The 21,232-nt window shown below is 64.7% G+C and carries 20 protein-coding genes; 12 read left to right on the top strand and 8 right to left on the bottom strand.

Annotated features, from left to right (window positions below; genetic code table 11):
* Positions 1-151 precede the first annotated feature (151 nt).
* The 4 genes from folC to purF all read left to right on the top strand — a co-directional run bounded on the left by folC (position 152) and on the right by purF (position 4,389).
* Positions 152-1,462, top strand: a complete 1,311-nt coding sequence (folC, locus tag HWY37_RS23895; RefSeq protein ID WP_175208361.1) for a bifunctional tetrahydrofolate synthase/dihydrofolate synthase — start codon at positions 152-154, stop codon at positions 1,460-1,462.
* A 63-nt stretch (positions 1,463-1,525) separates the two neighbouring features.
* The gene (locus HWY37_RS23890) at positions 1,526-2,350 is read left to right on the top strand and encodes an SPOR domain-containing protein (RefSeq protein ID WP_176090000.1); all 825 of its coding nucleotides are present in this window, start codon (positions 1,526-1,528) and stop codon (positions 2,348-2,350) included.
* Positions 2,350-2,838: a CvpA family protein gene (locus tag HWY37_RS23885; protein ID WP_062684746.1), complete on the top strand. Its 489-nt coding sequence runs from the start codon at positions 2,350-2,352 to the stop codon at positions 2,836-2,838. Before HWY37_RS23890 ends, HWY37_RS23885 begins: the two co-directional genes overlap by 1 nt.
* Before the next feature lie 30 nt (positions 2,839-2,868).
* Positions 2,869-4,389, top strand: a complete 1,521-nt coding sequence (gene purF / locus HWY37_RS23880) for an amidophosphoribosyltransferase (protein WP_175208359.1) — start codon at positions 2,869-2,871, stop codon at positions 4,387-4,389.
* A gap of 114 nt (positions 4,390-4,503) precedes the next feature.
* On the opposite strand, the gene HWY37_RS23875 is transcribed toward purF, so the two are convergent.
* From HWY37_RS23875 to map, 8 genes are all read right to left on the bottom strand, one after another.
* Complete coding sequence (locus tag HWY37_RS23875; RefSeq protein WP_175208358.1) at positions 4,504-6,012, bottom strand: tripartite tricarboxylate transporter permease; 1,509 nt, start codon at positions 6,010-6,012, stop codon at positions 4,504-4,506.
* A 12-nt stretch (positions 6,013-6,024) separates the two neighbouring features.
* Positions 6,025-6,414, bottom strand: coding sequence for a tripartite tricarboxylate transporter TctB family protein (locus HWY37_RS23870; protein WP_338076227.1), 390 nt, complete (start codon positions 6,412-6,414; stop codon positions 6,025-6,027).
* A gap of 419 nt (positions 6,415-6,833) precedes the next feature.
* The gene (locus HWY37_RS23865) at positions 6,834-7,355 is read right to left on the bottom strand and encodes a YgjP-like metallopeptidase domain-containing protein (protein ID WP_175208357.1); all 522 of its coding nucleotides are present in this window, start codon (positions 7,353-7,355) and stop codon (positions 6,834-6,836) included.
* A 2-nt stretch (positions 7,356-7,357) separates the two neighbouring features.
* Positions 7,358-7,945, bottom strand: coding sequence for a nucleotidyltransferase family protein (locus HWY37_RS23860; protein WP_217706409.1), 588 nt, complete (start codon positions 7,943-7,945; stop codon positions 7,358-7,360).
* A gap of 4 nt (positions 7,946-7,949) precedes the next feature.
* Entirely contained in the window at positions 7,950-8,435 is a 486-nt protein-coding gene (locus HWY37_RS23855) for a disulfide bond formation protein B (RefSeq protein WP_175208356.1), read from the bottom strand.
* 52 nt (positions 8,436-8,487) lie between these two features.
* On the bottom strand, positions 8,488-9,201 hold the full coding sequence (locus HWY37_RS23850) for a MarC family protein (protein WP_175208355.1): 714 nt from the start codon (positions 9,199-9,201) through the stop codon (positions 8,488-8,490).
* Positions 9,202-9,315: 114 nt separating this feature from the next.
* Positions 9,316-11,922 carry a [protein-PII] uridylyltransferase gene (locus tag HWY37_RS23845; protein ID WP_176089999.1) on the bottom strand — a complete coding sequence of 869 codons (2,607 nt, stop codon included), beginning with the start codon at positions 11,920-11,922 and terminating at the stop codon, positions 9,316-9,318.
* Positions 11,923-11,941: 19 nt separating this feature from the next.
* Positions 11,942-12,763: a type I methionyl aminopeptidase gene (gene map / locus HWY37_RS23840; RefSeq protein WP_176089998.1), complete on the bottom strand. Its 822-nt coding sequence runs from the start codon at positions 12,761-12,763 to the stop codon at positions 11,942-11,944.
* An 813-nt stretch (positions 12,764-13,576) separates the two neighbouring features.
* On the opposite strand from map, the gene rpsB reads away from it, so the two are divergent.
* The 8 genes from rpsB (at position 13,577) to rseP (ending at position 21,214) form a co-directional block, all read left to right on the top strand.
* Entirely contained in the window at positions 13,577-14,326 is a 750-nt protein-coding gene (gene rpsB / locus HWY37_RS23835; RefSeq protein WP_175208352.1) for a 30S ribosomal protein S2, read from the top strand.
* Between the two features lie 179 nt (positions 14,327-14,505).
* Positions 14,506-15,384 (top strand): translation elongation factor Ts, encoded by an 879-nt coding sequence (gene tsf / locus HWY37_RS23830; RefSeq protein ID WP_088140169.1) that lies wholly within the window; start codon positions 14,506-14,508, stop codon positions 15,382-15,384.
* A 99-nt stretch (positions 15,385-15,483) separates the two neighbouring features.
* Positions 15,484-16,200: a UMP kinase gene (gene pyrH, locus HWY37_RS23825; protein WP_175208350.1), complete on the top strand. Its 717-nt coding sequence runs from the start codon at positions 15,484-15,486 to the stop codon at positions 16,198-16,200.
* A gap of 15 nt (positions 16,201-16,215) precedes the next feature.
* Positions 16,216-16,776, top strand: coding sequence for a ribosome recycling factor (gene frr / locus HWY37_RS23820; RefSeq protein WP_175208349.1), 561 nt, complete (start codon positions 16,216-16,218; stop codon positions 16,774-16,776).
* Positions 16,777-16,955: 179 nt separating this feature from the next.
* Positions 16,956-17,720: a polyprenyl diphosphate synthase gene (gene uppS / locus HWY37_RS23815; RefSeq protein ID WP_175208348.1), complete on the top strand. Its 765-nt coding sequence runs from the start codon at positions 16,956-16,958 to the stop codon at positions 17,718-17,720.
* A gap of 53 nt (positions 17,721-17,773) precedes the next feature.
* Positions 17,774-18,631 carry a phosphatidate cytidylyltransferase gene (locus HWY37_RS23810; RefSeq protein WP_176089997.1) on the top strand — a complete coding sequence of 286 codons (858 nt, stop codon included), beginning with the start codon at positions 17,774-17,776 and terminating at the stop codon, positions 18,629-18,631.
* Positions 18,628-19,827, top strand: coding sequence for a 1-deoxy-D-xylulose-5-phosphate reductoisomerase (locus HWY37_RS23805; RefSeq protein ID WP_175208346.1), 1,200 nt, complete (start codon positions 18,628-18,630; stop codon positions 19,825-19,827). Before HWY37_RS23810 ends, HWY37_RS23805 begins: the two co-directional genes overlap by 4 nt.
* A gap of 55 nt (positions 19,828-19,882) precedes the next feature.
* Complete coding sequence (rseP, locus tag HWY37_RS23800) at positions 19,883-21,214, top strand: RIP metalloprotease RseP (protein ID WP_175208345.1); 1,332 nt, start codon at positions 19,883-19,885, stop codon at positions 21,212-21,214.
* Positions 21,215-21,232 lie beyond the last annotated feature (18 nt).

The following is a 21,232-nucleotide window of genomic DNA, read 5'->3' as shown; positions in this document are numbered from 1 at the left end:
AAATTTCCATACGTGAATTTATTTTTATGTATGAGAAAAATATCGGCAAGCGGTTTTTCATCGGCGATACCGTGCCGCACCCTAGGGGATTAGGGAAAACACCGGGCGCGGACTGCTAAAATCGAAGGCTGATTTCACTTTCGGCCCTGTCATGTCTTCTGTCCGCACGCCCGACGCTTCCGCCACCCTGTCCGATTGGCTGCAGTACCTGGAATCCATCCACGCCACCGCGATCGACATGGGCCTGGACCGGGTGCGCGAGGTGGCCGAGCGCCTGGGGCTGGAGCTGTCCGGCGTGAAGTTCATCGTCGGCGGCACCAATGGCAAGGGCTCCACCTGTGCCATGCTGGAAGCGATCCTGCTGGCGGCCGGCTACAAGGTCGGGCTGTATACCTCCCCGCACCTGATCGACTTCAACGAACGCGCCCGCATCAATGGCCAGATCGCCACGGACGACGCGCTGATCGCCCAGTTCCAGGCGGTCGAGGCCGCGCGCGGCGAGGTGTCGCTGACGTACTTCGAATTCACCACGCTGGCGATCCTGCGGCTGTTCTCGCAGTCCCGGCTGGACGCCGTGGTGCTGGAAGTCGGCCTGGGCGGACGCCTGGACGCCGTCAACATCGTCGATGCCGATTGCTCCATCGTCACCAGCGTGGACCTGGACCACACCGACTGGCTGGGCGACACGCGCGAGAAGATCGGCTTCGAAAAGGCCCATATCTACCGTAGCGGCCGGCCGGCCATCTGCAGCGATCCCATGCCGCCGCAATCCCTGCTCGACCACGTCAAGGAAATCGGTGCGGACCTGTGGCTGTTCGGGCGCGATTTCAACTATTCCGGCGACCGCCAGCAGTGGTCCTATGGCGGGCGCAACCAGCGCCGCAACTCGCTGGCCTATCCGGCGCTGCGCGGCGCCAACCAGCTGTTGAACGCCTCGGCGGCGCTGGCCGCCCTGGAGTCGGTGCGCGACCGCCTGCCGGTGCCGCAGCAGGCCGTGCGCCTGGGCCTGCTGCAGGCGTCCCTGCCGGGCCGCTTCCAGATCCTGCCCGGCCAGCCGGCGGTCATCCTGGACGTGGCGCACAACCCGCATGCCGCGGCGGTGCTGGCGCAGAACCTGGACAACATGGGTTTCCATCCCTACACCCACGCGGTGTTCGGCATGCTCAACGACAAGGACCTGGCCGGCGTCGTCGCCAAGCTGGGTACGCGCATCGACAACTGGTATTGCGCCAGCCTGCCCGGCCCGCGCGGCACCTCGGGCGAAGCGCTGGCGCAGCAGGTCGCCGCGGCGCTGCCGCCCACGCCGGCGGGGGGCGAAAGCCCGGGTATCGCCGCGTACGCGGATCCCGCCCAGGCCTTTGCCGCGGCGCGCGAGCGGGCAGGCGAGAATGATAGAATCGTGGTGTTCGGCTCGTTTCTCACCGTGGCCTCGGTTTTGCAGGCTCTGGGTCGCAAGGCATAGGCAGCATCGGGTCAATCGCGTCCAGGCGGCCCGCCGCCATATCGCCGCAAGGAATTCTCCTCCATGGGTTTTTTCACACGCAAAGATCCTGCCGACCAGGCGCAGTCCTCCAAACGGGCGGCTGTGCCCAGCGAAGTGCAGGCTGCGGAGCTGCGCGGCCGCGCGCGGCGCAGGCTGGCAGGCGCCGTGGCGCTGGTGCTGGCCGCAGTCATCATCCTGCCCATGGTGCTGGACTCACAGCCCAAGCCGGTCGACGACAACATCCCCATCCGGGTGCCGGAACGCAACACGCCGTTCCAGCCGCAAGTGACCGAACCCCAGGTTGCCGCGCCGCAGACGCCCGCGCCGGGCGGCGCCGCGCCGACCGATCCTTCGGCCATACCCACGCCGCCTCCGGTCACCTCGGTGCAGCCGCCCGCGACGGCAACGCCGACGACGCCTCCGGCAACCCAGCCGGCGACCCCGCCTGTTACCGCGGCCGTCACGCCGCCCAAACCCGAGCCCAAGCCGGCCACGCCGCCCAAGCCCGAGCCCAAGCCGGCGACGCCTGCCAAGCCCGACACCCGTTCGGATGACGGCGCGCGCGCCCTGGCCCTGCTGGAAGGACGCCCGGCGCCCGCCGCGACGGCCCCCGCGCCGAAGCCGGCCGCCAAGGGTAATTTCGTGCTGCAGATCGCCGCCTACACCACGTCGGAAGACGCCCAGTCGCGGCGCGGCAAGCTGCACCAGGCTGGCGTGACCAACGCCTTCGTCGAGCAGGCCACCGTCAATGGCAAACAGCAGTACCGTCTGCGGGTGGGGCCGTTCCCCTCGCGCGAGGCGGCGCAGGCGGCCCAGGCGCGGTTGCGCACCTTGGGCTATGACAATGGTTTCATCGCCGCCCAATAGTGACCGGCTTCGACTTCGTCGTGCTGGCCATCCTGGCGGTTTCGGGTGTGCTGGGTCTGGTGCGCGGCCTGCTCAAAGAGGTGCTGTCGCTGGTCGCCTATCTGCTGGCCTTCGTGGCCGCGATATGGTGGGGCCCCACGGTCTATGCCTGGCTGGAGCCTTATATTGAAACGACGCTGCTGCGCATGGGAGTTTCGTACGCAGCGGTGTTCATCATCGTGCTGCTTGGCGTGGGGCTGGTCAACATGACGCTTGCCGCCTTGATCCGCAGCACCGGACTGAGTCCCGCCGACCACGGCTTGGGCGGGATGTTCGGGCTGGCCCGTGGCCTGTTGATCGTGCTGGCGCTGGTCGCCGCCGCAGGCTACACGCCGCTGCCGGAAGAGCCGTGGTGGAAGGACGCCATGTTTTCGCATTCGGCCATCGAGGCCATCAAACATATCAAGACGTGGTTGCCGCCATCCCTGGCGACGTGGCTGCCGTATTGATTAGCTTTAAATCAACCAGGAAATCTCACCATGTGTGGAATCGTAGGGGTCATCGGGCGCGGGCCGGTCAACCAGCTGCTCTATGACAGCTTGCTGTTGTTGCAGCATCGCGGGCAGGACGCCGCGGGCATCGCGACGTCGCAAGGCAACCAATTCAATATGTACAAGGCGCACGGCCTGGTGCGCGACGTCTTCCGCACGCGCAACATGCGCGCGCTGCCGGGTACGTCGGGCGTCGGCCAGGTCCGCTATCCCACCGCGGGCTCCAGCGCCAGCGAGGAAGAGGCCCAGCCGTTCTACGTCAACGCGCCGTTCGGCATCATGTTGTCCCACAACGGCAACCTGACCAACTGGCGCGAGCTGCGCGAGTCGCTCTACCGCGTCGACCGCCGCCACATCAACACCAACTCCGATTCCGAAGTCCTGCTGAACGTGCTGGCGCACGAGCTGCAATCGGCAGCCAGTGGCGTGTCGCTGGATGACGACGCCATCTTCCGCGCCGTGTCGGCCCTGCACAAGCGCGTGCGCGGCGCCTACGCCGTGGTGGCGCAGATTTCCGGTTACGGCCTGCTGGCCTTCCGCGATCCCAACGGCATCCGTCCGCTGTGCATCGGCCGCCAGGAAACCGAAGAGGGCGTGGAGTGGATGGTCGCGTCGGAATCGGTGGCGCTGGAGGGCAGCGGTTTCGCCTTCGTGCGCGACGTCGAGCCCGGCGAAGCCGTGTTCATCGACCTGGACGGCCGCTTCGTCAGCCGCCAGTGCGCCGACAATCCGCAGCTGGTGCCCTGCATTTTCGAATACGTGTATTTCGCGCGTCCGGATTCGCTGATCGACGGCGTGTCGGTTTACGACGCCCGCCTGCGCATGGGCGAATACCTGGCCGACAAGGTGGCGCGCAACATGCGCCTGGGCGACATCGACGTGGTCATGCCGATTCCGGACTCCTCGCGTCCCGCCGCCATGCAGCTGGCCGCGCGCCTGAACCTGGACTACCGCGAAGGCCTGATCAAGAACCGCTACGTCGGCCGCACCTTCATCATGCCGGGCCAGGCCGTGCGCCGCAAATCGGTGCGCCAGAAGCTCAATGCCATCGGCATGGAGTTCAAGGGCAAGAACGTGCTGCTGGTGGACGACTCCATCGTGCGCGGCACGACCAGCCGCGAGATCGTCGACATGGCCCGCGCCGCCGGCGCCAACAAGGTCTACTTCGCCTCGGCCGCGCCTCCGGTGCGTTTCCCGAACGTCTACGGCATCGACATGCCCACGCAGAGCGAACTGATCGCCACCGGCCGCAGCGACGAGGAAATCGCCCGCGCGATCGGCGCCGACTCGCTGGTCTACCAGGACCTGCACGATATGCAGCAGGCAGTGCGGGACATCAATCCCAAGCTGTCGCGCTTCGAGGCTTCGTGCTTTGACGGCGAGTACGTCACTGGCGACATCACCGCCGAATACCTGGCCCGCCTGGGCCAGTCCCGCGCCGAACCCGGCGAGGAAGGCGGCGCCAGCGGCCTGCAGTTCAACATGGGCTACGCCGCCAACGACGCCTGAGCGCGGCGCATCGGTCGAACCCAATAAAAATGCCGTCCCTGGTGGACGGCATTTTTTTGCTCGCGGTTTGCGCGCGCCCCTTCCTGTGGGGAAGGGGCGTGGCGTCTACGCGGATCAGGGCGCGGGCGTGGCGTCAGCCATCTTGGGCTGCCGCAGGCCGCGGATGAAGTTGACGAACTTCCAGACGATCACCAGCCCGATCACGCCGAGCAGGGTGGCGCTGATCGGCCGCGTCACGAACACGTCGAACGAACCCCGGCTAAGCAACATCGCGCGGCGGAAGTTCTCTTCCAGCATGGGGCCCAGGATGAAGCCCAGCATCAGCGGCGCGGCGCCCATGCCCAAGCGCAGGAAGGCATAGCCGATCAGCCCGAATACGGCCGTGATGTAGATGTCATCCAGGCTGTTGTTGATGCTGAAGGTGCCGACGATGCAGAAGAACAGGATCGACGGGAACAGGACCGTGTAGGGAATCTTGAACACGGAGAGCCAGTAGCGCACCAGCGGCACGTTCAGGATCAGCAGGAAGCAGTTGCCCACCCACATGCTGGCCACCAGGCCCCAGAACAGGTCCGGGTGCGAACCGATCATGTTGGGACCGGGCTGCACGCCCTTGATGATGAACGCGGCCAGCATCAGGGCCATCACGGCATTCTCGGGAATGCCGATGGCCATCAGCGGGATGAAGCTGGTGCGGGCGGCGGCTTCGTCCGCGGCGGCCTGGCCGGCCACGCCTTCGATCGCGCCATTGCCCATCTCGTGCTTGTACTTGCTGAAACGCTTGTCGGCCGCATAGGCTGCAAACTGCGCAATCGTGGGGCCGCCGCCGGGCAGGATGCCCAGCGCCGCGCCGATCGCGCTACCGCGCAAGGCGCTCGGGATGATCCGCTTGAACTCGGCCCAGGTCGGCATGAGCTTGATCTTGCCGTTGAACGGAGTCAGTTCGTTGCGGTTGTCCAGGTTCTTCACGATTTCCGCGATGCCGAAGCAGCCCAGCGCAATGCTGATCAGGCCGATCCCGTCCTGCAGGAAGGCGAAGTCCATGGTGTAGCGCGCGGTGCCGCTATTGACGTCCGTGCCGATCGAGGCCAGCAGCACGCCGACGATGGCCATCGCCAGGCCGGTCAGCATGTTGCCGCTGCTGACGAAGCTGACGCAGAAAAAGCCCATCAGCATCAGCGCGGTGTAGTCCGCCGGGCCGAACAGGAAGGCGGCTTCGCCCAGGATGGGCGTCATGGTCGACAGCACCACGATGGCCACCGTGCCTCCGATGAAGCTGGAGACGCCCGCCGTGAACAGGGCGAGGCCGGTCTTGCCATTGAGGTTCATCTGATAACCGTCTATGCAGGCGACGATACTGCTTGCATGCGGAATCTTCATGGTGATGGCGCTGACGCTGTCGCCATACTGCGCGCCGTAATAAATGCCGGCCAGCATGATCAGCGCGCCACCGGTGGGTATGGAATAGGTCAGCGGCAGCAGCAGGCTGATCGTGGACAGCGGGCCCAATCCGGGCAGCAGTCCGACCAGGGTGCCAATAACGCAGCCCATCGCGCAATAAAGCAGGTTTTGCCAGGTCAAGGCATGCTCGAAGCCGAGCATCAGGTTATTTATGATTTCCATCGCGCGCTCGCTTCAATATAGGGGCAGGTTAAGGCCGAGAAAGCTCTTGAATGCAAAAGCCACGGCAATCAGCCCTCCTGATATTTTCAGGTTTCTCAGGGTTGAATATGAAGTGGCGGCCAGCGAGGCGCAGAAAACCAGGAATATGATGCCGACGATCATATTGACCGCGCCGGATATTGCGGCGCAGCCCACCAGGCTCAGCATGATGATGGAAATGTTCTTGATGCTGTGGCTCATGGGAACCGGCGGCGTGAAGAACGAGGTGATTACCGTGATCAGCCCGATGACAAACAGCGCCGAGCTTGCCATCAGTGGAAAGAGGCCCGGTCCGCCCCTGGAAAATGTACCGACCTGATATTTGAGTGCCGTCACTCCGAAAACAAGGGCGAATACCATCATGAATGCGCCCCTGACAAAATTCTGGTTATTCATATGTCTATGAATACCCCTCTCCACATTTATATTGCTGCTGCTTTGTTCAAGCACCATCTTCTCCTTGTTATATAAAACGCTTACAAGGAGCTGGAATTTTCGACCCCCTTACAAACGCCTGAGAGAGTCTAATAACGGCCACTTTCACTCCGCTTTCGGTTTTTGGCGATAAATTCCGGATTTCATGCTCGCTAACCCTAGGGGCATCGAAATTTTTCGCCGCCGAATTGGAGTATTCAGCTTGCGTTAAGAATATAGTCAGATGGCTTTAAGAAAACAGTCAGAATGGAGTCAGAATATATTCAGGAAACGTTCAGAATTTGGTTTCAGGTAACTGCCAGGAATTAATCGATCCGGGAGGCGAAAAATATATGCGCCGCGATTAATCAGGCCTTTGGATCCCACAACGGCTGGCGCGTCGCTTCCAGGTGCGTCAGGTATAGGCGAAGATCGAATTCGTACTGGTGGTACTGCGGCTCCATGCGCAGGCACATGCTGTAGAAGGCCTTGTTGTGGTCCTTCTCCTTCAGGTGAGCCAACTCATGCACCGTGATCATCTTCAGGAATTCGGCGGGCACGGTCTTGAACAGGGTTGCCACCCGGATTTCATGCTTGGCCTTGAGCTTGCCGCCTTGCACGCGCGAGATATAGGTGTGCTGGCCGAGCGCATGCTGGATCACGTGGATCTTGCTGTCGAAGGCGACCTTGTTGATCTGGTCGCCATTGCGCATGTAGGCGTTCTTCAGGTCCGTCACGTACTGGTACAGCGCGCGGTCGGTGCGCACGCCGTGTGGGCCGGCGGGGTAGCGGGCCAGCAGCGCCGCGCCGAGCTTGCCGTCGTCCAGCAGCTTGCGGGCCTGGACGAGCAGGGATTCCGGGTATCCGGTCAGGTACTTCAAGGTAGACATGATCAAAAGGGTATGACAGTCAGCCGCGGCCAGATCTCGGCATGGCGCTTGGCGGCCAGGCGCGAGGCGTAGGCCTGGCGATCCGCTGCGGGGCTGGGCCGCAGCACCAGTCCGAACAGATCGGCCATTCCATGCGGGGCGATGATATCCACCAGGCCATCCCGCGTCAGGCGCACCGCCACGCAAGTGGCGGTTTCGGGCCAGGTGGCGATGCCGGCCGTCAGCGATGCCGCCGGGGGCGGCGCCACGCCAGTGCTGTCGCGATGCCACAAGTGCACGCGAGCCTGGTTCACGACCTCCCAGGCGGCGTCGGGCGCCGCCGCGTGCAGGCGCCTGGCGACGTCCGCCTCGTGCCCGGGCGTGAGATCCGTGGGATCGTGATAGACGAAGTCGACGTCGGCCGGCGCGTGGCTGCCCGCCGGATAGCCGTGCAGGTGGTTCCAGACCAGGGAGCGCACCACGCCCGCGCCGATGCAGCCGTCCGTGGGGCCGTGGTCGCGGGCAGCGTGCAGCCAGCGTACGAGCGGCGGGTGCGCCAGGACCAGCCGGCGCAGCGTGGCGGCGTGCGGGTCCTCGGGCGGAGTCAGCACCGGCTTAGCGCGTATGGCCGCGCCGGAAGGCGACCGGTAGCGCCATGAAGAAGAGGATGGCGAAGAGCGCCAGGCTCCACAGGGCGTACTCGATGCCGAGCACCGGCACCTTGGCGTCCATGCAGGTGGCGTAGATGCCGAACAGCCAGGGCACCGCGCTTTCCAGGCCGATGCCGGTCATGAAGCGGTCGGCGAAGGTCTGGTCGCAGGACAGCATGTTGGCGGCCACGCTGTACTGGTACCAGGCGGCGGCGATGCCGCCCAGCGACAGCAGCCCGGCGAGCGCGCCGCAGAGACGAGTCAGGGCCCGTCCGCCGCCGAATCCGCCTATCAGCGCGATGACGCCGATCACCAGGTAGATCAGGCGCTGCATGACGCACCAGGCGCAAGGCGGCATGTCGAAGACGTGCTGGGAGACCAGGGCGATGCCGACCGCGCCGAAGCAGAAGAGGGCGATCAGGCGGAGCAGGCGTTCTGAACGAGAAGTCATTGTTGTTCTGAAAAGGGGGTGAAAAGGAGCCAGGCGCGGCGCCTGGCGAGGCTTAGGCCTTGGGAATCGGAATTGGTTGCATCACCTGCTGCAGCACGCCCAGCAGCAGTTCGCGCGAACCTTCCCAGAAGATCTGCACGCCCAGGCACAGCATGATGAAGGCCGACAGGCGCATGAACACGGCGGTGCCATTGTCGCCCAGGCGGTGCAGCATCTGCGCGGCAAAGCGCAGGCAGATATAGAGCGTCACGGACACCACGATGATGCCGGGAATGGAGCCGCCCAGCCGTAAGAGGCTGAGCACGTGGTTCTGGTCCCGCAGCGACACGCCGACCGTGATGGCCGCGGCGATGGAGCCCGGGCCGCAGCTGATGGGAAAGGTCAGGGGATAGAACGCCCGGGCCTTGGCCATTTCGGGGGTGAAGGATTCGGCCATGCGGGCCACGCGCTCGGTGTCGGCATCGGGCGAATTCACCAGCCGCCAGGCGCTGGCGATCACGAGCATGCCGCCGCCGACCCGCACGATGGACAGGGAGATGCCGAAGAAACTGAGCAGCACGTTGCCCGCCACCATCGCGACGACCAGCATCAGGCAGACATTGATGGCCACGCGCTTGGCCAGCACCATGCGCGTGGAAGAGGACGCGCCTTCGGTCAGCGACAGGAAGATCGGCGCGATGGCGGGCGGGTTCAGGAAGGGGAGCAGGGTGGCCAGCGCGAAAAAGAAGCTGCCGCCGAAAACGCGCAGATATTCGTTTAGCTGCATGGGTAGGGCAATCGCCTGGCCGAAAACCGGGATTGTATGCGGTCCCGGCGGCCCTGGCGATGCCCGGTCGGGGACTGGCTTTGGGGCTGGGTTGGGGAGCGGCCTGTGGGCCGCTCAGGCCGCGCGCTGCCGCGCTTCCTCGCCCGCCAGAGCGTCCAGGACGTCGCGTTCGAACTGCATCTGGCTGCGCGGGCGGGCCAGCGCCGACCCATCCACGATGAACACGTCCTCGACGCGGTCGCCCAGCGTCATGATCTTGGCCATCAGCAGGTTCACCTCGTGGCTGGCGAAGACCCGGGCCAGGGCGTGCAGCAGGCCGGGGCGGTCGGTGGCGGTCACGGACAGGCGCCAGGAGGTGCTGCGCTCGTCGGGTTGCAGCTCGGCCTGCGGCATGACCGGGAACACGCGCGACACGCGCGACTGCCGGCCGCGGCCGTAGTAGCCGCCGCGGGCCGGTTGCTGCTGGGCGGCGGCATGCGGATCCTTCAGCCGTTCGGCCAGTTCATGCTCGACCAGCGTGGCCTGGGCGCGCAGGTCGCTGGCGCCTTCCGGCAGCAGCACGATGAAGCTGTCCAGCGCCCAGCCGTGGCGCGTGGTGTGGATGCGGGCGTCCTGAATCGAGAGCGATTTGGCATCGAAATAGCCGCAGATCGCCACGAACAGGTCGGGCGCGTCGCGGGTGTACACCATGATCTGCAGGCCTTCCCCGTGTTCGGTGGGGCGGGCTTTGACCACGGCCTGGGCCGGTGCGACCTGGTGGTACAGGTGGCGCGTGTGCCAGGCGATGTCCGAAGCGTCGTGGCGCAGGAAGTACGCCACGTCGAGCTGGTTCCAGAAGGCTTCACGGGCGTCGTCGCGCAGGCCCGCCAGGCGGGTCAGGCGGGCGGCTTCTTCCTTGCGTTCGGTCAACACCGTGTGCGCGTCGGCATGGGCGCCGCCCAGCGCCGCCAGGGTCAGCTTGTACAGGTCTTCCAGCAGCTTGCCCTTCCAGGCGTTCCAGACCTTGGGGCTGGTGCCGCGGATGTCGGCCACCGTCAGCAGGTACAGCGCGGTCAGGTGGCGTTCGTCCTTCACGGTGGCGGCGAAGTCCTGCACCACCGTCGGGTCGGACAGGTCGCGCTTCTGCGCCACGGCCGACATCAGCAGGTGCTGGCGCACCAGGAACTCCACCAGCTGGGTGTCTTCGGGCTCCATGCCGTGGTCTTGCGCGAACTTGCGCACTTCGCGCGCACCCAGCTCGGAGTGGTCGCCGCCGCGGCCCTTGGCGATGTCGTGGAACAGGGCGGCCACGTACAGCAGCCAGTGGCGGTCCAGTCCGGCGATCAGCTGGCTGGCCAGCGGATATTCCTGGGCGTGCTCCGGCATGGTGAAGCGGCGCAGGTTGCGCACCACTGCCAGCGTGTGCTGGTCCACCGTATAAGCATGGAACAGGTCATGCTGCATCTGGCCCACGATGCGGCGGAACACCGGCAGATAGCGCGGCAGGATGTTCAGCATGGTCATGCGCCGCAATTCATGCACGATGCCGCGCGGCTGCTGCAGGATCTGCAGGAACAGCTTGCGGTTAACGGGGTTGCGGCGGAACTGCGCGTCGATGCGGTGGCGCGAATGCCAGATGGCGCGCAGCGTGCGGGCCGACATGCCGGTCAGTTCCGGATGCTGCTGCATCACCAGGAAGGCGCGCAGCAACAGGGTGGGATTGCGTTCGAAGCCGTCGTCGCGAATGATGTCCAGGCGGTCGCGCAGGTTGCGGAAGTCGTCGTCGATGTCGCGCGCGTCGCTGTCGGGGCGCGGGAACAGCCGTTCCTCGATGTTCTGCACCAGGATGCCGTTCAACTGCGTCACCAGCCGCGCCGCCCAGTAGTAGCGCTGCATCAGCAGTTCGCTGCCGCGGCGGGTGGCGGTGGCGTGGATGCCGTAGACCTCGGCCAGCGCCGGCTGCAGGTCGAACAGCACACGATCCTCGCGCCGGTTCGCCAGCAGGTGCAATTCGATGCGCAGGCGCTTGAAAGCCTGCTCGGCCTTGCGCAGGTCGCGGGCCTCGGACGAGGTCAGCAGGCCGGCCTGCGCCACGGAACGCCAGCTATCGCCGAAACCGGCCGCGCGCGCCATCCACAGGATGACCTGCAGGTCGCGCAGCCCGCCGGGGGATTCCTTGCAGTTCGGTTCCAGCGCGTAGGGCGTGTCGTGATAGCGCGCGTGGCGCTGCTGCATTTCGACGCGCTTGGCGCGGAAGAAGGCGCGCGGGTCCAGCCGGGACTTGGTCGCGGCCTCGAACTTCTTCATCAGCGTGCGGCTGCCGGCCAGCCAGCGAGACTCCAGCAAGGCTGTTTCGACGGTGATGTCGGCATCCGCCTCGCGCTCGCAGTCCTCGATGGTGCGCACGCTGTGGCCAGGCTCAAGGCCCAGGTCCCACAGCGAGGCCACGAGCTTCTCTATGGCCGACTCTTCCTCGCGCGTGGGGGCGTGAGGCAGCAGGATGAGCAGGTCGACGTCGGAGTGGGGATAGAGTTCGCCGCGGCCATAGCCGCCCACGGCCGCCAGCGTGGCGCCGGCCGGCAGCGGGCACTGCTTGACCAGATCGCGCAGGGCCGCGTCGACGATGCGGCGCAGCTCGGAGAGCAGGGTGTCCGGGCGTTCGTGTTCGCGGAATTGCGTCACCGCGGTCCGCCGGGCTTCCTGGATTCGTTCGCGCAGGGCGCTGAGGGTTTCGGCGGTCATGGTGGCGGCAGCTTGTGTTTCAGACGGCGGGGATGACCAGGGGTTCGGTGATGAAGGCGGGCGGTTGCGGCATGCCTGGGGACAGGGTCAGCACTTCATAGCCGGTTTCGGTTACGCAGACAGCATGCTCCCACTGGGCCGACAGGCTGTGGTCGCGGGTCACGACCGTCCAGCCGTCGGACAGCTGGCGGATCTCGCGGCGCCCGGCGTTGATCATGGGTTCGATGGTGAACAGCATGCCGGTCGTCAGCGGCACGCCCGTGCCAGGCTTGCCGTAATGCAGCACCTGCGGATCTTCATGGAAGCGTTGGCCGATGCCGTGACCGCAGAATTCGCGCACCACCGAAAAGCCGTTGGCCTCCGCATGTTTCTGGATCGCGTTGCCGACATCGCCCAACGTGGCCCCGTTTTTCACCTGCTGGATGCCCTTCCACATGCATTCGAAGGTGATCTCGGTCAGACGGCGCGACAATATGGATTGTTCGCCCACTGCGTACATGCGGCTGGTGTCGCCGAACCAACCGTCCTTGATGATGGTGACGTCGATATTCAGCGAGTCGCCGTTCTTCAGCACCTTGTCGCCCGGGATGCCATGACAGACCTGGTGGTTGACCGAGGTGCAGATGGCGCCGGGGAAGGGGGGATAGCCCGGGGGCGCGTAGCCCACGGTGGCGGACTTCACGCCGAGCTCGTCGGTCAGGTATTCCAGGCAGAGTCGGTCCAGTTCCCCGGTGGTGACCCCCGGCTTCACGTGGGGGGTGATGAAGTCGAGGACTTTGGCCGCATCCTGGCAGGCGGCGCGCATCTTGGCCAGGTCGGCTTGATTGGTGATTGTGCCCATGGAGTCGCTTGGCGATATCTCGCTTGAATGTCTGCTTGAAAGAATAGTAGAATTATAGGCTTCCCTAAAATTTTGGGGAGCAATCGGGTTACGGCAAAGGCTGAACCCGGCGGGTGTCGGTCCAAGGACGCGGACCAGGCAGCCCGGCAGTACTGGCGGCGGATCCATCCCAGTGGGATCGGCGGCATGCCCTGAAGTTTCACCGCAAGCGAAGGTTGTGGAGCGAATTCGGGCAGGCCGTGGGTGACACGGGCGGGAGCGTCGGTTGGTATCGGTCGGGCGGAATTGGAAGGCAGTCCGAAGATGGGCGCAAGCTGGGACGCGGCGTGCTTGTAAGCCCGGTCATGTTTTAGAGCGGCGATGCAGGCTCAGGGTCTGGACATCAATGTGGATGTCGGCTTAAGTTCTTGAAAACGTTCGCGTTTTCTTAAGAAATGCCCCGATGGTCTGATGCGCGATCAAGTAAGTCTGAACGCGAGGAGCCGGATTTTCCAGAGCTGGATTTCGCCGCCAACAAAACAGGTCCGGGTGCGCTTTCGGGAAACCGCCGGAAACTTCCAGGAAATTCCTGGTGGGTCTGGACAAGCGCCTGCAAGCGTGCGGTGCAAGGCTTTTGGTCGTGGCGGCCGTCTGGGTTTATCGCGGCAGCGTAGTAGAAGCGCCTAGGCGCTGTAGTTATTGCGGCAGTGATCGGTCGGCCCGGTTAAAATTTTGTCATCCCGCACAGGCGGGAAATCGCGCGCAACACCACCCAGGGTGTCAGCCAGAGGCTGATGCAGGTGCGGCGCAAGAAATCAACCCTTGGAGAAAGTTATGTCTTTGATGCGCGAAATGCTGGAAGCGGGTGTCCACTTCGGTCACCAGACCCGCTACTGGAACCCCAAGATGGCCCCCTATATCTTCGGCCATCGCAACAAGATTCACATCATCAACCTCGAAAAGACGGTTGATAAGTACCAGGAAGCCACCAAGTTCGTGAAGCAGCTGGCTGCTCGCGGTGGCAACATCCTGTTCGTCGGCACCAAGCGCGCTGCTCGCGAGCTGGTCGCTACCGAAGCCGCCCGTTGCGGCATGCCCTTCGTCGACGCCCGCTGGCTCGGCGGCATGCTGACCAACTTCAAGACGGTCAAGACCTCGGTCAAGCGCCTGAAGGACATGGAAGCCGTGGTCGCCGAAGGCGGCGCCGAGCGCATGATCAAGAAGGAAGGCCTGCTGTTCCAGCGCGAACTGGAAAAGCTGAACAAGTCGATCGGCGGCATCAAGGACATGAACGGTCTGCCTGACGCCATTTTCGTGATCGACGTCGGCTACCACAAGATCGCCATCGCCGAAGCCAAGACGCTGGGCATCCCCGTGGTCGCCGTGGTTGACACCAACCACTCGCCCGACGGCATCGACTACGTCATCCCCGGCAACGACGACTCGGCCAAGGCCATCGCGCTGTACGCCAAGGGCATCGCCGACGCCGTGCTGGAAGGCCGCGAGCAGAACCTGAACGGTCTGGTCGAAGAACTGGGCGAAGGTCAGGAAGAGTTCGTCGAAGTCCAGGACAACCAGGCCTAAGCCTGTTGTCATGTCCGGCGGTTAGCGTCTGGGAGCGGTTCCGCATGCGGGTCCGCTCCCGCCTCGCCGGCAATGCGAAGGTGGGCTCCCATCTTCCTGATCCGCCAAGCGCGGATGTCCCATCGAATCAAACCACTGTTCCGGTTTCCCGGAACATGTTCTAGCAAATTGGAGCAAACATGGCTGAAATTACCGCTGCCCTGGTCAAGGAACTGCGCGAAAAGACCGACGCCCCCATGATGGAGTGCAAGAAGGCCTTGACGGAAGCCGAGGGCGACCTGGCCCGCGCCGAGGAAATCCTGCGCGTCAAGCTGGGCAACAAGGCCAGCAAGGCCGCCGCCCGCGTCACCGCTGAAGGCCTGATCGGTCTGTTCATCTCCGCCGACGCCAAGAAGGGCGCCGTCATCGAAATCAACTGCGAAACCGACTTCGTCGCCAAGAACGACGATTTCGTCGGCTTCGTGAACAAGCTGGCCGAGCTGGTCGCCACGCAGAACCCCGCCACGGTGGAAGCCCTGTCGGCGCTGCCCTACGGCGACGGCACGGTGGAAAGCACCCGCACCGCCCTGATCGGCAAGATCGGCGAAAACATCTCGATCCGCCGCTTCGAGCGCATCGAGACCCCGAACGCGCTGGCCAGCTACGTGCACGGCGGCAAGATCGGCGTGCTGGTCGAATACACCGGCGCGGAAGAAGTGGGCAAGGACCTGGCGATGCACATCGCCGCCACCAAGCCCAAGGCCCTGAACGCCGACGGCGTGAACCCGGCCGACATCGCCGCCGAGCGCTCGGTTGCCGAGCAGAAGGCCGCCGAATCGGGCAAGCCGGCTGAAATCGTCGCCAAGATGGTCGAAGGCTCGGTCGCGAAGTTCCTGAAGGAAGTCACCTTGCTGTCGCAGCCGTTCGTCAAGAGCGACAAGCACAGCGTTGAGCAGATGCTCAAGGAAAAGGGCGCTTCGATCAGCAAGTTCGTGCTGTTCGTTGTCGGCGAAGGTATCGAGAAGAAGACCAGCGATTTCGCCGCTGAGGTCGCCGCCGCCGCCGCTGGCCGCGCCTGACCCAGGGTATAGTGCTTAAGGGCCGGCGCTAGATTAAATTCTAGTCCGGCCTATTTCTTGTCTTACACTTTCGTCGGATTGTTCTTCGGGATATCACCTATGAGCAGCAAAGCATACAAACGGGTTCTTCTCAAACTTTCCGGCGAGGCGCTGATGGGCGAAGATGCATTCGGCATCAATCGCTCCACCATCGTCCGCATGACCGATGAGGTCGCCGAAGTCGCCGCCACCGGCGTCGAACTGGCCATCGTCATCGGCGGGGGCAACATTTTCCGTGGCGTCGCCCCGGGTGCGCAGGGCATGGACCGCGCGACCGCCGACTACATGGGCATGATGGCCACCATCATGAACGCGCTTGCGCTGCAAGACGCGCTCAAGCACAAGGGTGTCGACACCCGCGTGCAATCGGCCCTGAATATCGATCAGGTCGTCGAGCCGTACATCCGCCCGAAGGCGCTGCGCTACCTCGAAGAGGGCAAGGTCGTCATCTTCGCGGCAGGCACCGGCAATCCCTTCTTCACCACGGATACCGCCGCTGCGCTGCGCGGCGCGGAAATCGGGGCGGAGATCGTGCTGAAGGCCACCAAGGTCGACGGCATCTACAGCGCGGATCCCAACAAGGATCCCACCGCCACGCGTTACTCGCGCATCAGCTTCGACGAAGCGATTGTCCGCCGTCTGGAAGTCATGGACGCCACCGCGTTTGCGCTGTGCCGCGACCAGAAGCTGCCGATCAAAGTGTTTTCGATCAATAAGTCCGGCGCCCTCAAGCGGGTGGTCAGCGGCGAAGACGAAGGCACCTTGGTACACGTTTAAAGAAAAGGAAATTCCATGAGCGTCGCAGAAATCCGCAAATCCGCCGAAGCCAGGATGGCCAAGTCGCTTGACACGCTCAAGACCAACCTGGCCAAGATCCGCACGGGCCGCGCCCACACCGGCATCCTGGACCATGTGCAGGTCGAGTACTACGGTTCGCCCGTGCCGATCAGCCAGGTCGGCAACGTGAACCTCGTGGACGCCCGCACCATCAGCGTGCAGCCCTACGAGAAGCACATGGCCTCCGCCATCGAAAAGGCGATCCGCGAATCGGATCTGGGCCTGAATCCCATGTCGATGGGCGACTCCATCCGCGTGCCGATGCCCGCCCTGACCGAAGAGCGCCGCCGCGATCTGACCAAGGTGGTCCGCAGCGAAGGCGAGGACGCCAAGGTGGCCGTGCGCAACCTGCGCCGCGAAGCCAATGAAGCGTTGAAGAAGCTGGTCAAGGACAAGGAAATCTCCGAGGACGACGAGCGCCGTTCGCAGGACGATGTCCAGAAGCTGACGGACCGCAGCGTGGCCGAGATCGACAAGATGGTCACGCAGAAAGAAGCGGAAATCATGACCGTATAATTCCTGGATGCCGCCAGGGTGATAGGCTAGGCCGTATCAACCTGGCGACCAGGATATCCTGCCTGAGCGCCGTCCTGTCCATCGATTCGCAGCATTGCTGCCAGGCGGTGGAACGACGGCGCAGGCTTTTCTTCACGTAATTCCGTTTTCGCCGTTTCACCGCGCGCAGCTCCAGACCAATGGCAACCAGTTCGACCCAGGCGGTTCCCGCTACCCGCGACATTCCCGAGCACGTGGCCATCATCATGGATGGCAATGGCCGGTGGGCGACGAGGCGGCTGCTGCCGCGCACGGCCGGCCACGCCAAAGGCGTGCAAGCGGTGCGGCGCGTCGTCGAGGCCTGCGGCCGAGCCGGCGTGCGCTATCTCACCCTGTTCGCCTTCAGTTCCGAGAACTGGCGCCGCCCGGCCGAGGAAGTGTCACTGCTGATGCGCCTGTTCGTGCAGGCGCTGGAGCGCGAAATCGGCAAGCTGGAAGAGCAGGGCGTGCGTTTGCACGTCATTGGCGACCTGTCGGCCTTCGAGCCCCGCTTGCAAGAGCTGATCTTCGCGGCTCAGGAGCGCACGGCGCACAACGACCGCCTGCACCTGACCGTTGCTGCCAACTATGGCGGGCGCTGGGACATCCTGCAGGCGACGCGCGCCATGCTGGCAGCCGAGCCGGGCTTGGCCACCCAGCCCCAGCTGGTGGACGAGGAGCGCCTGGCCCGTCATCTGTCCATGTCCTGGGCGCCGGAGCCCGATCTGTTCATCCGCACCGGTGGCGAGCAGCGTATTTCCAATTTCCTGATCTGGCAGATGGCCTACGCGGAGTTCTACTTCACGGACCGCTATTGGCCGGATTTCGGCGCCGCGGAGCTTGCGGCCGCCTTTGACTGGTACCGCACGCGCGAACGCCGTTTCGGCCGCACCAGCGCGCAAGTCGGCGAAAACGGCGCGAAATAACACGAACGGCGACTAGCGCGTCTTTCCAGGGCTGTACACGAGGAGACCGTCACATGTTGGGCCAGCGTATCGTTACCGCAGTCGTTCTGTTGGCCGTTCTGGCTGCCGCGATGATCAGCGCGAACCCCTGGTGGTTCGTCGCCTTGTTGGCCCTGGCTGCCGCCTGCGCAAACTGGGAGTGGCTGCGTCTGACGCTGCCGCAACCGCCTTCCCCCTTGATTTCCATAGGCGTGGCCGTCCTGCTGTTCGCGGGCATGCTGGCGCTGGCCTCGGCCTGGCTGGCTGGCGACCGCGCCGGCATGGCCGATCCGGCCTGGGTATTGCGCTACGTGGTGCCAGCGGTCGCCGCGGTGTGGCTGCTCGGCGGCGTGACTGCGGTGGTGCGCGGGCATTCCGACGCGCCGCCCGCCAGCCTGGGCTGGTCGGTTTTTTCCGTGCCTGCCGCATTTGCCGCCTGGGCCGTGCTGGCGCAGATGTTCGTGGCGCGCGGCGCGGGCTTCGTGGTGTCGCTGCTGGCGCTGGTGTGGGTCGCGGATATCGCCGCTTATTTTGCCGGCCGCGCGTTCGGCAAGCGTAAACTGGCGCCGCGGGTCAGCCCGGGCAAGACGATCGCGGGTGCGGTCGCCGGCGTGCTGGGCGCGGTGGTCTGGATCGGTCTTTCCAGCCTGTGGGAAGGCACTTACGGGCATGCGCTGGTCGAACGCTGGACCTTCTGGCTTGCGCTGCCCATCGCGGCATTGCTAGGCGTGCTGTCGATCGTGGGCGACTTGTTCGAGTCGCTGCTCAAGCGGCGCGCCGGCCGCAAGGATTCCAGCACGCTGCTGCCCGGGCATGGCGGGGTGTATGACCGCATCGACGCGATTCTTCCCGTCGCGCCGTTTGCGCTACTTTTGTCTGGAGTGTTGTTTTGACCGCTTTTCAACGCGTCGTCGTGCTGGGATCGACCGGTTCGATCGGTGAAAGCACGCTGGATGTGATTGCCCGCCACCCCGAGCGGCTGGCGGTTTATGCCTTGTCCGCCTACAGCCGGATGGAGCGGCTGGCTGAACAGGCGCTGGCCTGCCGCGCGGCTGTCGTGGTAGTGCCCGATTCGGCCGCTCGCGCGAAGTTCGTTGCGGCCTGGGGCGGCAAGCAGCCCATGCCCGAAATCCGGGTCGGTGCGCAGGCGCTGGCCGATACCGCTGCCGACTCGCAATGCGACTCGGTCATGGCCGCCATCGTCGGCGCGGCGGGCCTGCCCGCCGCCTTGGCCGCGGCGCGCAGCGGCAAGCGCGTGCTGCTGGCCAACAAAGAGGCGCTGGTCGCCGCCGGCTCGCTCTTCATGCAGGCTATTCGCGACAACGGCGCCGAATTGCTGCCTATCGACAGTGAACATAACGCTATTTTCCAGTGTCTGCCCCATGGTGGCCGCGCCGTCGCGCCGAATCGTCCCGCGCCGGGCGTCCGCCGCCTGCTGCTGACCGCTTCGGGCGGCCCGTTCCGGGGGCGGGATCTGGAAGACCTGCACGACGTGACGCCGGCCCAAGCTTGCGCCCATCCCAACTGGAGCATGGGCCGCAAGATCTCGGTGGATTCCGCCACCATGCTCAACAAGGGCCTCGAAGTGATCGAGGCGCATTGGCTGTTCGCGATGCCCGCCGAGCGCATAGAAGTCGTGGTGCATCCCCAGAGCGTGGTGCATTCCATGGTGGAGTACGACGATGGCTCCGTGCTGGCGCAGCTGGGCCAGCCCGACATGCGCACTCCCATTGCCTATGGCCTGGGCTTTCCCGAGCGCCTGGATAGCGGCGTCGGTCCGCTGGACCTGACCCGTCTGGGACGATTGGACTTTGAAAAGCCCGATCTGGCCCGCTTCCCGTGCCTGGCGCTGTCCTTCGCGGCGCTGCGCGCCGGGCAGGGCGCCTGCGTGGCGCTGAACGCTGCCAACGAGATCGCTGTCGACGCCTTCCTGACCGGCCGCCTTCCTTACACCTGGATTCCGCGCGTGATCGAGGCTTCCCTGGAGTGGCAGGCGCGGCAAGCATCTGTTACGCTCAACAGCCTTGACGACGTGCTCGCGCTTGATTCCGATGCGCGCGTCTTCGCGGGCAACCTGGGCCTGGCCTGATGCAGGCATGGGCGCCGCCCGCTGGCCTCTGATTTCCTAGATTTCCCTGATCCCGATGCTTTTCACCCTGCTGGCCTTTGCGGTTGCGCTTGGCACCCTGATCATCTTCCATGAGCTGGGACACTATTGGGTGGCCCGTCTTTGCGGCGTGAAGGTACTGCGCTTCTCCGTGGGCTTTGGCAAGGTCATCCTGCGCCGCACCGACCGTCACGGCACCGAGTGGGCGGTTTCCGCCTTGCCGCTGGGCGGCTACGTCAAGATGCAGGACGATCCTCCCGCCGGCGCAAGCGCGGCGGAGGCGGCTGGCGCCTTCAACCGGAAACCTGTCGGCCAGCGCATCGCCATTGTCGCCGCCGGTCCGATCTTCAACCTGATTCTTGCCGTTGTCCTCTACGCCGGGCTGAACATGGCCGGCACCGAGGAGCCCCAGGCGCTCATCGCTCAGCCCGCTGCCGGCACGCCGGCTGCCAGCGCCGGCCTGCTCGCCGGAGACCGCATCCTGGCCATCGACGGCGAGGAAGTCGCCTCCTGGTCCGACGCGCGCTGGCGCCTGATGGATGTCATGGCCACCGGCGGCAAGGCCCAGATCGAGGTCAGAACGCCGGCGGGCGCCGTGCAGCAGCGTGAACTGGTCCTGCCGTCCAACACGATGGATCCGGCTGGCGGCGACCCGCTGGCCGCGGCCGGCGTCCGGCTGGCCCAACCCAAGCCCGCAGTGCGCGCCGTCAACGATGGCGGAGAAGGGCAAGCGGCTGGCTTGCGGACCGGCGATCTCGTCCTGGCGGTGAATGGCGTGCCCACGCCCGATACCGGGGCCCTGGTCCGCCAGATACAGGAAAGCGCGGGCAAGACCCTGGCGCTCACGCTGGCGCGCGACGGCGCCAATATTTCCCTGAACGTCACGCCGCGGGCCGAGACCGTCAACGGCCAGCAGATAGGCCGGCTGGGCGTGCAGCTGGGCGGCGACGTGCCCATGGTGACCGTGCGTTACGGTGTGTTCGAAAGCCTGTGGAAGGGCGCCGTCCGCACCTGGGACACTGCGTGGTTCTCGCTGCGGATGATGGGCCGCATGGTGACGGGCGACGTTTCCTGGCGCAATGTCAGCGGTCCTGTGACCATTGCGGACTACGCCGGCCAGACCGCCAGAATCGGAATTGTTGCGTATATCGCCTATATCGCCTTGATCAGCATCAGTCTGGGCGTACTAAATTTGCTGCCTATTCCTATGCTGGATGGTGGTCATCTGCTGTACTATCTCGTCGAAATTGTGCGGGGTAGCCCGCCGCCAGCAAGGTGGATCGATATCGGACAGCGCGCCGGCATAGGTTTATTGGCAAGTCTGATGGGGCTTGCGCTGTTCAACGATTTCACGCGTTTGTTCACTTGAACGCGATTTAGCATAAAA

This window comes from Achromobacter anxifer (assembly GCF_903652925.1).
GTDB lineage: Bacteria > Pseudomonadota > Gammaproteobacteria > Burkholderiales > Burkholderiaceae_B > Achromobacter > Achromobacter anxifer.
Note: the sequence above shows the minus strand (reverse complement) of the source record. Positions and strands in the feature narration are given on the sequence as shown.